Here is a 14,366-nt window from a genome sequence, read left to right as displayed (position 1 = left end):
TATTTAAATATCACCACCATCTCCAAAATCTGATCCACTGAAGCCAGGTTCTTTCACAGCCCCCTGTAGAATCAACGGACAGTATATATTAGTTCCGGCATCCTCATTCACTTTAAAGCTAAAACCAAATTCTGGATCCTTGGCTTCTATTGCCAGATTCATCTGACGTTTCTTATCCTTGAGTTGAGTCGCTGTTACCTTACTAATTCCATTTACAGATCCGCTTCCTACAGGATTAGTCACCGTCTCGCCTACGAAATAACACTGGTTGATTCCTGTTGAATTCGAAGCGACGAAAGCTCCCAATTTATTACTTCCAGCATTATTAGTCACATTTATCTGCGTGGTCGAGTAGCAAGCCGTCACAGTAGCATCAGCATTATTAATGGTATTCTGTGCAATGAAACCGCCAGTATTATTATAGATAGTTCCACTAATTGAACCGGCTACATAACAGGCCAGAACCGTACCGTTACTATTAGCCCCTATAAGTCCTCCTACTTGTCCGGAACAAGAAACCTCAAGTTTGGCTAATGAGTAACAACCTTTGACTTTACCGGAGTTGTTCCAGCCAACAAGTCCGCCGACACAGGATGCACCACTAGAGTTACTAGGATGCTTGATTGTTACATCTGCACCGACATACGAATTTATAATAAGAGCCGTTCCATTAAAATGCTCACCAACCAAGCCACCATAATTAGAATTACCAGCACCACTCAAATTAAGGTTAATAGTTCCACTGATAACTTGACAACCTTCTATTCTTCCTTCGGAGTTTCGACCGATCAAACCACCAAAAACTACCGGTTTTATAACGGTTGCAGTCACTCCCTTGACTGTACAATTCTGAATGACACTCGTTGAACTTTCGGCAGCCAATGCTCCTGCTCCCTCTGTGATATCAGCAGAGAAACTTACATTTTCCAAAGTCAAATTCCGGATAGTTCCCGTATTGGTAGCAATAAAACCTTTATTAGCTATTTGCAAATTGCGGATGGTAACACCATAACCTTCAAATACACCTCCAAACGCACTAATAGGTTCCCAAAGTTCATTACCCATATCAATCACTTTTATTCCATCCCCTGCCGGTTCATCGATATATTCTTTTTCTAAAGTAACAGTTGCCTTACGGTATTCATCCGCAATTTTATTCCATCCGAATAATCCAGTCTTATTATAGATATGAATATTTCCATCATCATCGATCATATAGCCCTCATCAGGAATTCTGAAACGATAATCTACCTCAAAATCCATTTTATAATGCTTGCCGGCTGCAAACTGATTGGCAGTAGCATCCATATCAAGTCCGATGTTATCCTCCAAATCTTTGACTTTTACTTTTTTCAGCAGGATAATATCCTGTTCCACTTCATTATTCAAAACGCTTACTGTAATATTCAGTTCGGTCGTACTTTTCATCAACCGGGTATCACCATAGGTTGTAGGTAATATATTCAAATACCCGTTTAATGTTTCATTCTGCGCCAATGCTTGTCCACTCATGTCAAGTGTCAGTTTGTTACGCATACCTGAAAGACTCTGTACCACTCCGTCTTCGTCGATCTTCAACTCTGCGGGAAATACATCATCATCACTCTCCAGCGTAATATAGCGAATCTTCAGTTCCCGGTCCGACGTGTTTTTCAAACCAAACTGTATCAATGCAGTCAATGGTGAAAACGTTAATGCAGGAATCTTATTATCAGTCACATCCCCGGTGGCAACCATATAGGTAGTGGCTGCCAGTTCTGCTGTTTTTCCAGTCTGAGTAAATGTCTCCGGCATAGAAAAGGTAGCCAAGTCATTAAATGTTTTTGCTTCTTTCCGTGGAAATACCGCAATCAGCTTATGGCCATTTTCTACAGCAGCTTTTCCTGTGAATTCAGCAGATTTGTCAGGTTGGTTGTCATTATACCCCGGGGTGATAGAGAAATCATAGCCGGCTCCGAAGTTGCGATTCCATAATGTAACAGCATCTCCTTTATTCCATGTATACACTCCATTCTGCAAATTGCTGCGACCCAAAGGGGCGGACTGTTTAATAGAAGCTATAAATGAATAATCAGTCAGATTCTTGTCGGTTTCGTTCCCTTCACCGTTATTTTCATTCACTATCTTGTCCTCTTCGCAAGAGGTTAGTGCCATTGCGCCCAGCAGTGCAACGCTCAATAAGTGATAAACCTTTTTCATAACTATATAAAAGTTTGTTCGATTAAATATCTTTATTTCAACAACCATTAATACATTGGTTTGTTACGCGTTGGAGTACCACTTCCAAAATAGTCGTAGGTTGGCTTCTTATAGAAACGTATCCAGTCGATTTCCATACGTGGCGTATCATTGCTAGACTTACTTTCCTGATAAGAAATATGCTTAAAGTCGTTTGCCCAACTACCATCTTTAGCAGCCTGTTCTGCCGCAGCGTCACCAAGCGCCCATTCATTACATCCGGCAAATGTCAATAGTAAATGTAACCCTTCCGTATTGTATTTGTCCGTAAACGGCCAATGTGTAGACGAGTTCCATGAAGCCGTTCCATTAGCTATTCCGGTATAGCTGCCGTCAGTCCTCATGCGTACATTCTCTTTACCATTAATACCTAAAGCAATCTCGTTATTATCTCTCCATTCCATCCAATAGATATCGAATTCATCCATATCCGATATTATCAACTGTCCTGAAGACGGTTTATACTTATCACCGGATGAAGTGGATATATCATTCCAGTGGAAAGTCTGCCAAGCGCCATTCGGATTCGCATTGGTAGCCGGATTTTCCAGAAGATCAACCTCACCATAGGTAGACCATTGCACACCTCTGATATTTCCTTGGAACCAGACTGCCGAGTTGAAAGAGTGTTTCTTTCCACGCACACGGATTCTAACTTCCACACGAGTGCCCGGCAAAATGCGTACATTGCTGGATTCCCAAGAATCAGCACCCGTAGGCACACCATCAAACTTACTTGCATAGAGGGAGGAAACTCCAAAATCTCTTGTTCCCGTAATTTCCCCTGTCACACTGATTCCCGGATCATACGCACACCACATTTTCAAATATCCATCTTGAGTCATCGTTGCATATTTCTCATTTACAACCGCTTGTACTTTCTGTGTGTTAGCCACATTCTGTGCCGCCATAAAACGTGGAGGACGATTACCATACTGATTGGGGAGTCCGGTACCTTCTGTCAAAGCATCAATCGGATGGAACTCATAAGAATTCAGGAATGTCCATCCTTCAGCAGCTAACGCTTCATTCGGATGCGGATCACCCTCCTTTATCAATAGTGCTGACGCAGCTCTGACCTCATCCCATTTTTCTACAGCCTTTTTATTGCTGGCTGATACAAATATCTGATCCGGATCTGTATAAACCCATTGCTCATTGGTTAACTCGGTGCCCGGAGTCAAACCTGCATCCGTATCAGTAACCTTAATTTCCAACTCGTCCCCATATACCGGATGAATTTCAGAATCGGTAGCAAAAGACATAGACACAGAAGTGAAAGTATTCGGTCCTTTCTCTCCTTTCACCCATATAAGTTCAGATTCAGCTGTTTTATACCCGGCTTTCACCACCAATTCGCTCGGCAGATTCTCATATTTATCCGCATCTTCACCCGCATCAATATGAACGACTACATCTTCCTTAGCTGACGCTCCTACCGTAGCGACCAGAATAAATGAGCCATACTCTTTCACCGTATTGTCCGAATTGTTCTTCAATGACAAGATGGTGTAGTGTTTATCAGATACCACAATCGGACGTTCAGCCGCATTGATCTTGTATCCTCTGACATAAGCGGTGATAGTACCCGATATAGGATATTTAGCCAGATCGTTCTTTACCTTAAATTCGGTAAATCCCTGTTTCTCACCTTTCTTCATAAAAAGATGACCGGCAAAGCCTTCAAAGACATCAGATACAGGGACATCCTTTCCTTCTACATTCTTACCTGCAAAAGTCAGAACAACGTCTATATCTTCTTCGAGTGCCAACTGATTGTCTTGCTGATCTACCTTCACAGTAAAGGTCACATTATCTCCGATAGCAGCACTTTGAGTACTGATTTCGGCCACCAGATTCCGGGCTTCTCCGATAGAGATAACCGTCTCGGTGTCATTACAGCCTGTCATTACAAGGATAAACAGGCAAATTGGTAATAATCTATAGAAATATTTCTTCATAATCTATCCTATTATATCATTATTAATGATTACCATTTCGGGTTTTGTTTCAACTTTTTGTTCAATTCCAATTCTGAAGGAGGGATCGGTAACAGATAATCCCTATCTGCATGGAATTGATATCCGCTTGGCAGAGTCCCGGCCATCGGATCCGCCCATTTGTTATCATCAAGGGTCAGACGCTCTCTGATTCTTTTCTGATTATCCGGACTGTAAGATTTGAATAAAATAGATTCATCACCTACATAAGCACCTTTACCACGCTTTCCAACAATCAGTTTATCGGCTTTCCAACGCATGAGATCATCCAGCCGGAAACCTTGCAAAGCAAGTTCAGAACGGCGTTCACGACGGATTTCCTGTAAAACAGGAGTCAATGTATAACCGAAATCGGTGAAATTAGCATCCTTTGCCGGTGCCAGATATTTCACTCCTGCACGTTCACGAAGCGCTTTCAATGTCTTATTCGCTATATCATCGCTCCACATTTCCAGTTCAGCAGCAGCTTCTGCATAAGCCAAAAGACCTTCGGCATAACGAATAATAGGTAAAGCAGTCTCACCATTACCACTTACAAAGGTGGTATCTATTCCCAAACGGATGTGATAACCCGTCAAAGAACGTGTGTTTCCATCTCCTGCCAATTTAGGAGGACTAATAGTATTCTTCTTCTCATCCGTATATTCTTCCAGATGCATTGGGGTCGCAGTAATGGCAGAAGCAAATTTGGCACCTTCATTCATCACCGTTTGAATCAATCTAGGGTCACGGCCTTCAAATGTTTCCTTAAAATCCTTAAATTTCTCATTTGTCGGATCAATAAATGTTCCATCGGCATTCAGATAATTATCCACCAGGCTTTGAGTAATTCCGGCAGCTCCTTCCGAGTCGACAACACCTGCCTTCAGATTACCGTTGACATCATGAAAGACTCCTTCATCACTCGAATATTTCCTCCACAATAGCACTTCGCCCATTCCTGACAAATCTTTGCTATTGAACAATGCCGCAAAAGCATCTCCCGGATTTTGCCCGGTTTTATACAGATCAATGCCACAACCGAACAGTTCATTTCCCCAGTTAATAACTTCACCCAAGAAATAATTTGATTCGTTAGTGGAAGATGCAAAATCATCGCTGCTGTGATACTTTTCCCAAGTTCCTTCATACAACGCCACATTCATTGCCAAAACCATGGCAGCTTCTTTATTGATACGAATTCCGGAATATTTACCGCGCGAATGCAACAGATTCTTCGCCTCAACCAAATCACTCAAAATAAATCGGGCTACCTCATTACGTGTCTTTGCGGGAATCTGTAATCCTGCGATTGTCGCATTCTCATCCCAAAAAGCATCCATTACCGGAATAGAACCGAATTTCTTCAATAAATCGAAATGCCAATAGGCACGTAAAAAGTAAGCCTCCCCTTTCAACGACAGTACATCTTCGTTTTCCTGTGCTTCGGGTACTTTATAATTATGGAAAAAATAGTTCACTTTACGCAGGTTCTGATAACCAGTCTGCCAATCGGAAGCTCCGCTAAACTGGTTATTCTGTCCATGCAAACGGGCATCATACTTTTCTGCAATAATATTGTCACTATTCTTTTCTTCACTGCGAACTCCCAAACCGAACTTACTAAAAGACGGCAACGTCATATATAGTCCGTTAATATAGTTTTCAACCTGTATGGCACCTGTCAGAAAATTACCGGCTTCCGGCTTGGTTATCGGTTCTCTATCCAGAAAATCTGAACAGGATGAAAATGGTAATATTGAAGCGGCTACAAAAGCCATTATATATATTCTTTTCATATCTTATGGTTTAAAAGGTAAATTCAATACCAAATACGTAGTTTTTATTCAACGGATATACCTTTCCGTTACCATTTTGCTTCATTGGGGAAGTCAATCCCGGAGCAGTTTCGTTACTACCCCCAGCCCATGTATTTACCTGATTCAAGGTTTCAGGATCGAATACGTCCGGCAAATTGTCAATCGTGAAGAGATTATCACAAGTGAAATACACTTTCAAGTTCTCCAATCCCATCTTCTTAACCAGTTTAGGCTGGAAGTTATAAGAAATCATCAAGTTTTTGAGTCGCATATAAGCTGCGTTCAATAAATAACGTGAAGTGTTGTAACCTACGTTCGCATTATATTCAGGACTGTCGGGTTTTGTCAGACGCGGCAGGTAAGCCCCCGGGTTGTACACATTATAATAATCCAAATGTTCTTTAAAGAAGTTGGAATCACCGCTAAACAGATAAGTACTTGCAGCCATCGGGAAATCACGTTTCATGACTCCCTAGAACAATGCGGAAACTTCAAAACCTTTATAACCGGCATGTAAGTTCAGACCGAAGGAGTAACGAGGAGTCGTATTACCGATAATTTTCAAATCACCGTGATCTTTCAATGTACCCGAACCCGGATCAATTTTACCATCACCGTTCGAATCGATATATTTCAAATCACCACGTTGCCAATCCTTATTCGGTTTGAAGAAAGACATGTCTACTCCTCTCAGATATTCATCCACTTCCTGGTTGGTGAGAAACAGATCATTTGCTTCATATCCCCAGATTTCACCTAAATCCATTCCCTGGTAATAACCTTTGTTACGAACCAGACCGGTGTGGTTGTTATAAATCAATCCTTCCGGATTATTGTATTTGGTTACCACTGCTTTGTAGTCAAAGATATTGAAACCGATTCCATAACTGAAACCATTCTTCAGCTGGTCAGACCAGTTAACCGACAATTCCCATCCACGGTTACGTAGCGTTGCATTATTTACTTTAGCACGTTGGTCAACAGCAATACCGCCAATATCAGGAATTGCTTCAGCCGGGCCAATCATGTCTTTGGTCGTACGTTGGTAAATATCCGCCGTAATCGTCAAACGATTGTTAAGCAGAGTCAGGTCGAAACCTAAGTTGGCATTATCCACTTTTTCCCATGTAATATACGGGCTTACCATAGAAGGCGTTAAAGCGACTGTACCACGTACCGGAGTAGCCGAAGTGACGCCGGAAAGCAACCATGCATTTGAATAGTCCGGTCTCAATGTCATGAAGTTCAGATAATCATATAGTCCGGCTCCATTCTGATTGCCTAAACGTCCGTAAGACAAACGCACTTTCAACTGTGAAACAGGCAAGCTCCATTGCTTGAAGTAGTCGGTACGGGCAATGTCATAACCGGCAGAGAAAGAAGGGAAAAATCCCCAACGATTGCCGGAAGCGAAACGTGACGAACCATCATAACGTCCGCTAAATTCCAGAAAATAGACATTCTGGTAGTTCCAGTTCAAACGGGTATAGAATCCCATGGTTGCCCAATGGTCACGCGCTTCACTATTATAGGCTTTTCCGTTTGCATTGTCAAAAGAGAATGTATCATCGCTCATCACTCCGTCTTTATATGCATACATGCTTGAGTTTTGCTGCACTTCCATCTGGAAACCGGCCATTGCCTTAAAGAAATGGTCACCCCATTGATTCGTATATGAAGACGACACACTGGGAGACAAATAATAGTTGAATTGATTTCCACGAGTCATTGATCCCCACAAAGAATTCGAATATTCGATACCGGGATAAGAATATCCCTGCCGGGGAGCGGTAACATTCTCTATGGTTCCGTCGGGCCGTGTGGTACGGGGCTGCTTCTGCAAGAATTCATCATTCTGCACATCAAAACGAACTTTCATCTCTCCGATAATGTCCCAGCCTTTCAGAGGCGTAACAGTAGCTGCAAAAGTCATGGCATCAGAAATGCGGTTCTGCGAATAGCCCACATTGTCCAGATACAAAGCTTCATTCCATGAAGGAAGATTATAAAGCCCGGAAATAGGAACTTCAGTCACCATATTAGGCTGCGAACGAGCTATCTGATGATAAAGAATAGACATATCGGGGAGCGGGCGGGAAATCAGATTCAACGTGATATTGTTATTGAAGTTAAACTTCAACCAGTCATTCGGCTTGATCTGAAATTTGGTATTCACGTTGTATTTATCCAGAGAGTCTTCTACACGATCCAGCAAACCACCCTGGTAAGTATAACCCAGACCGACATAATAAGTCACTTTGTCCGATCCACCGGAGATACTTAGATTGTGTGAATGACGCAAAGATTTGTTTTTATAGAAATAATCAAACCAGTCGGTATTGGCATACTGCGATTCACCGCCACGCCAACCGGTATTCTCCTGATTGGCGGTAATACCGGGCAGACCTTCACCATAGGGGTTCTGCAAAAACTGATTCATCAAATCAATAGTCTCCTGTGAGAAGTATGGAGACTCACCAATTGCCGAACGGTACGCATTTTTATAATTGGCAAACTCTACAGAGTTCATCATCTCGGGCATGTTGATAGGTGCACTCATACCCACAGAACCGCGATAAGTCACCCGGGCTTTATCCTGTTTACCGCTCTTGGTCGTTACTAACACCACACCATACGCAGCACGAGCACCATACACGGCTGCTGCAGAAGCATCTTTCAATACACTGATACTTTCTATATCGGCAGGATTTACATTCTGCAAGCTCTGTTCCACACCATCCACCAATACATAAGGCTCTCCACCATTAATAGAACCGATACCGCGAATATTAAATTTGATTTCTCCGCCAACTTCACCACCGGTACCGCTTTCAGAAGCATCCGAAGCAAAGTTCAAACCAGCCACATTACCTTGTAAGGCGCTGGTTACATCCGTCACAGGACGGGTAGCGATTGCATCCGCATTAACTGTAGCTACAGCCGCTGTAATAGTATTACGTTTCTGTGTTCCCATACCGACTACCACCACTTCATCCAAAGTTTTGGAGTCTTCCTTCATCACGAACCGATTTCCTGTTAGCTTAGTGATTTTCACTTCCAAAGGAGCATAGCCCACATAGCTGACAGTTATCGTTGTACCTACTTTACCGTTAATTTTAAAGTTTCCATCCAAATCGGTAATGGTACCATCAGTAGAACCTTTCACCATAACGGTTGCTCCGATTACGGACTCGCCACGTTCGTCTACCACCTTACCAGTGATAGTGCCCTGTTGAGCAAAGAGCTCCACAGGGAAGAACAGTAAAAGCATTGAAAAGAGACACACCAGTTGCATCCTAATCTGCATTTTCTTCATAACATTATATTAAAGTTAATACTAAAAGTTTTTTTGAGTTCCATTTGCCAATAGCCCACACTATCCGGCATTGAAATACACCACAAAAATAGATTGATTGACAGAATGGCGAGTTCATAAAATCGCCAAAATGTTTCCAAAAACATCCATATTCCGTTTTTGAACGTCTTTGTGGCGGTTTTTGGAAATATTTCTTTTGTTTTAGCGGAATTAATCATACTTTTGTTTCACTAATCTCCCCTTAATAATCTTGACTGATGAAAAAAAGTATTTGGATAAAACACTTTTTCTGCTTACTGGCTTTTCTTATCGTAGGCACATTTCCAGCAATAAGTATAGGTAACCATTACGACTTTAAACTGATTGGTTCCCAAAACGGAATGCCGTCTATCATCAGCTGTATCTATACCGAACAAAAGGGATTCATCTGGATCGGTACTCCGACAGGACTAATCAGATTTGATGGAACGGAACTCAAAAAGTACACCGCACAACCTGATAATGAAAATTCCCTGCCTAACGACAGTATCCTGCAAATTATTGAAGATAATCAGCAGACAACCTGGATACTGACCACCACAGGAATCGCCCGTTATTCTCTTATTCACGACAACTTCTTTATCCCCAAACTAAATAATCAGCCCATCATTGCCAAATCGATCTGCAAAATAGCAGACGGACTTCTGTTCGGAGGGATCAACAAGATATATAAATATTCTTATGCCACCAACACGATTTCTCTCATACGGGAATTCAAGACCGACGAGCCGTTCATTATACGATCCATACAAATGTGGAAACCCGATACCATATTGTGTCTAAGCTGGCAACAGGGAATACTGCAAATGAACCTCAAGAATTTCGAGATAACCCCATTTCCTTTCCAATACGGGAACGACAACGTAGGAATCATCATAGACTCCCAACAAAGAATATGGCTGTCAACCTACAACAATGGCGTCAAGTGTTTCTCCGCCCAGGGAAAATTGATAGCCAGTTATACCACTCAAAACTCCCGTTTGAGCAGTGACATCGTATTGTGCATGACCGAATTCAAACAAAAAATATGGATGGGAACAGACGGGGGAGGTATCAATATCCTCGATCCCACAACCGGCAATATTACCGTACTCGAACATATCTCCGGAGATAATCATTCCCTTCCCACAAATACAATACTCTGCCTGCATAGCGACTCTGCCGGAAATATATGGGCGGGAAGTAAACGTGAAGGGGTTATCAACATTCGTGAAGTATCCATGAGAACTTACACTAATGTTGTGTTAGGGCACAACAAAGGATTAAGTCAAAGTACGGTATTACAACTATATCAGGAACCGGCTTCCGAAGAACTCTGGATCGCTACGGACGGAGGAGGTATCAATAAATTCATTCCTTCTACAGAAACATTTGTGCACTATCCCGACACTTGGGGAGACAAGATGGTCTCCATCACCGGCTTCACACCCAACGAATTGTTAGTATCTGCCTTTTCCAAAGGTATCTTCATATTCGATAAAAAGACAGGAAAGAAGCGTCCTTTCGCTATTATGAGCCCTTCATTAGAGCATCACATCCGCTATAGCGGACAGCCAATCAACTTATACCGGGATACTCCCAATTCGATCTTAATATTAAGTTCGCCTCCTTACCGCTACCATACTTCCACCCGGCAACTCACTCCTGTCCCTTGTGCCAAAGAAGTGAAAATAAAAGGCTTGTTGAGTTCCATTGGATATGATTCCACTGCCATTTACCTGAACGATCCTTATAATATATATAGACTGGATCGTAAAAAAGACACAGTGGAGATATTTGCAAGTGCTCCACAGGGATTCTTCAATGCTGTATCCAGGGATGACAAGGGCGTATTCTGGATTGCAGGCACCCGTGGCCTGTACACCTATCACCCTGATACCCGCAAATTCGAAAGAATTCCTACCACCTTATTTAATGAAGTAAATACCGTGTTATGCGACAATAAAGGAAAAGTGTGGATAGGAGCTGAACAGAAACTCTTTATATGGCTCACCGATACCAAACGTTTTGTATGGTTCGGAGAAGCGGATGGAATTTCCCCCAATGAATACTTGGCCGAGCCCCGTCTCATTTCCCCCAAAGGCAACATCTATATGGGAGGTGTAAAAGGCTTACTATGTATCAATGCAGACACTCAAATAGAAAAGAGTAGTGACTCTCCGGAAATACGCCTTGCCGAACTGACCATAAACGGAGAGAACAGGATGTATCAGCTCAATCAAGACAAGATATCCATCCCCTGGAACAGTAAAAACATTAAGATCCGTGTCATGACTTATGGTGCGGACATTCTCCGGCTCAAAGTCTATCATTTCCAAATGGGAGACCTTAAAACCGAAGGCTACAACCCTGAATTGATGATCCCATCTCTTGCTCCGGGAAGTTATCCCATCATGGTGAGCTGTAACACACAGGAAGGAAATGAAACAACTCCCCAGTTTCTTTTCACATTAAACGTACTGCCACCCTGGTACAGAAGCTGGTGGTTCGTTTCTCTCTGCATCATTGCTTGCATAGGCATTGTGGTACAAATTGTTTTCGTTCTGCTTCGACGCAAAGAAAACAAGATGAAATGGATGATGAAAGAACACGAGCAGAATGTGTATGAAGAAAAAGTTCGTTTTCTGATTAATATCAGCCATGAACTGCGAACTCCGCTCACACTCATATATGCCCCGCTAAGCCGCATATTAAAGACACTTCCTTCTACAGATGCCATTTATCCACCGTTGAAGAATATACATAAACAGGCTCAACGGATGAAAGATCTTATCAACATGGTGCTGGACGTACGTAAGATGGAAGTAGGAGAAACCAAGTTGAAACTCCAAGCCTATCCATTTAACTCATGGATAAAGGAGATTGGTGCCGATTTTACGGACGAGGGAGCTGCCCAGGAAGTGCAAATAGATTATCAGCTCGACGACAGCATAAAAGAGGTGGTATTTGACAAGGGTATGTGTACAATCGTAGTCACAAACTTATTGACGAACGCACTGAAACACAGTCCTAAAAACACAACCGTCACTATCCGTACCAGCAAAAATGACTCATACGTCCGTGTTTCCGTTTTGGATCAGGGAGAAGGTATGCAAGAGGAAGACATGGAGAAGGTATTCATCCGTTTCTATCAAGGCAAGCAGGAAATTGGCGGTAGCGGAGTCGGACTTTCATACGCCAAGATGCTGGTGGAATTGCATAAAGGTAAAATCGGAGCCATGAACAACGAAGCGGGAGGAGCCACTTTCTTCTTCGACTTGCCTTTGGGATTGGAGTCGGGCGAAGTCATCTGCCAGCCGAAACCTTACATCAATGAATTGATTACACCGGACGTAGATCATGAGATCAACGCTCCCGAGACACTCGACTTCTCTACGCAGAATTACACAGTGCTATTGGTAGACGACAATCATAACCTGACAGATTTCCTCTCCAAAGAATTGAAGTCCTTATTCAAAGCAATTTATATAGCACATGATGGCCGGGAAGCTTTCGAAATAGCGCAAAAGCAAGTTCCGGATATTATAGTGAGCGATGTGATGATGCCGGTTATGAATGGATACGAACTGTGCAAAGCGGTAAAAGAGAATATCGGCATCAGTCATATTCCTGTGATTCTGCTCACGGCACGCAATGATGAACAGAGCCGACTGTATGGGTATAAAATCGGGGCGGACGCTTATCTGGGAAAACCTTTTGAGATAGACACTCTTGTTAAGATTATACAGAACCGGCTATACAACCGGGAGCAAACGAAAGAGCACTATCAACATATAGGCAACTTCCCTCAACCGCTGGAGAGTACTTTCAGCCAGGCGGATGAAACGTTCTTGTTAAAGTTTAACAAGCTCATTTCCGAGAATATCAGCAATCCGTCTTTAGATATTCCTTTTATCTGCAGAGAGATCGGAATGAGTAAAACATCTCTTTACAACAAGTTGAAGGCTATCACCGATATGGGGGCAAATGACTATATCAACAAATTCAGGTTGGAGCAAGCCATTACTCTGATAAAAACCACCGATCTGACATTTACTGAAATATCAGATCAGATAGGTTTCACTACTTTACGTTATTTCAGTACTGCATTCAAACAGTACACAGGCTTGACGCCCACGCAGTATAAAAATGAATGCAGGAGTGAGAATAAATAAGATATTCTCACTTAAATAAGGTAGTATTACTAATTAGAGTAGGCCCTCATCTGCAAAGCTGAAAAATCCGTCTTCACAAACGATGACGTGATCTATCAGACGGATATTCATCGTTTCCGCCGCTTTATGGATATGCTCTGTCAAACTCCTGTCCGGTTGGCTGGGATGAATATTTCCCGAAGGATGGTTATGCACCACCGCGATTTGTGTAGCTCTTTGCAGCAATGCTTCCCGGAGAATGGTGCGCACATCGGTATAAGTTCCGTCTATGCCACCAGTACTTATACGTACCTTATCAATTAGTTTGGTTGCCTGGTTCAATAGGAGCACCCAGAATTCTTCCTGTTCCAAGTCACACATGATCGGTTGGAAAATATCATAGATATCTTTTGAGCAAGTGATTCGAAGTCTCTCTTTGGTTTCTTGCAGCTTTCTTCGTTTGCCTAATTCCAAGGCTGCCATCACTGTAATGCTCTTTGCGGGTCCCATACCTTTGAAAGAGGAATAGTCACACACTTCCCATTTTGCCAATGAATTCAGATTGTTATCACAAGACAGGAGCAGGCGTCTCATCAATTCGACAGCACTTTCTTCCGTATTTCCGGAGCCAATCAATATAGCGAGTAGTTCGGCATCACTCAATGCGGCTGCTCCCTTCTCCATCATTTTTTCCCGTGGGCGGTCTTCCAGTGCCCACTGGTTGATGGATAGTTTGTGTTTACTTTCCATTATTAATCAAATTAAGTCACAAAGATACTCCTATATAACTGAAAAAATGAATTTTGGAAGCTATAAGTCTATTTTTAGAATCCCTTTACTT

At 42.4% G+C, this 14,366-nt stretch carries 5 protein-coding genes and 1 pseudogene; 1 reads left to right on the top strand and 5 read right to left on the bottom strand.

Annotated features, from left to right (window positions below; all coding sequences use genetic code 11):
* Positions 1-3 precede the first annotated feature (3 nt).
* The 4 genes and pseudogenes from AB5217_RS14870 to AB5217_RS14855 all read right to left on the bottom strand — a co-directional run bounded on the left by AB5217_RS14870 (position 4) and on the right by AB5217_RS14855 (position 9,353).
* A complete protein-coding gene (locus tag AB5217_RS14870) occupies positions 4-2,199 on the bottom strand; it encodes a peptidase M26 (RefSeq protein WP_229115810.1) in 2,196 nt (731 codons plus the stop codon).
* A 47-nt stretch (positions 2,200-2,246) separates the two neighbouring features.
* On the bottom strand, positions 2,247-4,199 hold the full coding sequence (locus AB5217_RS14865; RefSeq protein WP_004299746.1) for a DUF5006 domain-containing protein: 1,953 nt from the start codon (positions 4,197-4,199) through the stop codon (positions 2,247-2,249).
* 29 nt (positions 4,200-4,228) lie between these two features.
* Positions 4,229-6,016, bottom strand: a complete 1,788-nt coding sequence (locus AB5217_RS14860; RefSeq protein ID WP_004324572.1) for a RagB/SusD family nutrient uptake outer membrane protein — start codon at positions 6,014-6,016, stop codon at positions 4,229-4,231.
* A gap of 10 nt (positions 6,017-6,026) precedes the next feature.
* Positions 6,027-9,353 (bottom strand): annotated as a pseudogene (locus AB5217_RS14855) (SusC/RagA family TonB-linked outer membrane protein).
* Positions 9,354-9,610: 257 nt separating this feature from the next.
* Here AB5217_RS14855 and AB5217_RS14850 point away from each other — a divergent pair.
* A complete protein-coding gene (locus AB5217_RS14850) occupies positions 9,611-13,546 on the top strand; it encodes a response regulator (protein WP_004305050.1) in 3,936 nt (1,311 codons plus the stop codon).
* A gap of 33 nt (positions 13,547-13,579) precedes the next feature.
* On the opposite strand, the gene radC is transcribed toward AB5217_RS14850, so the two are convergent.
* Complete coding sequence (gene radC / locus AB5217_RS14845; protein ID WP_004299741.1) at positions 13,580-14,275, bottom strand: RadC family protein; 696 nt, start codon at positions 14,273-14,275, stop codon at positions 13,580-13,582.
* Between the last annotated feature and the right edge of the window lie 91 nt (positions 14,276-14,366).

It is taken from the genome of Bacteroides sp. MSSM.1001136sp1_RTP21357st2_D2_RTP21359_211015 (genome assembly GCF_040913205.1).
Taxonomy (GTDB): domain Bacteria; phylum Bacteroidota; class Bacteroidia; order Bacteroidales; family Bacteroidaceae; genus Bacteroides; species Bacteroides ovatus.
This window is presented reverse-complemented; position numbering and strand designations above follow the sequence as displayed.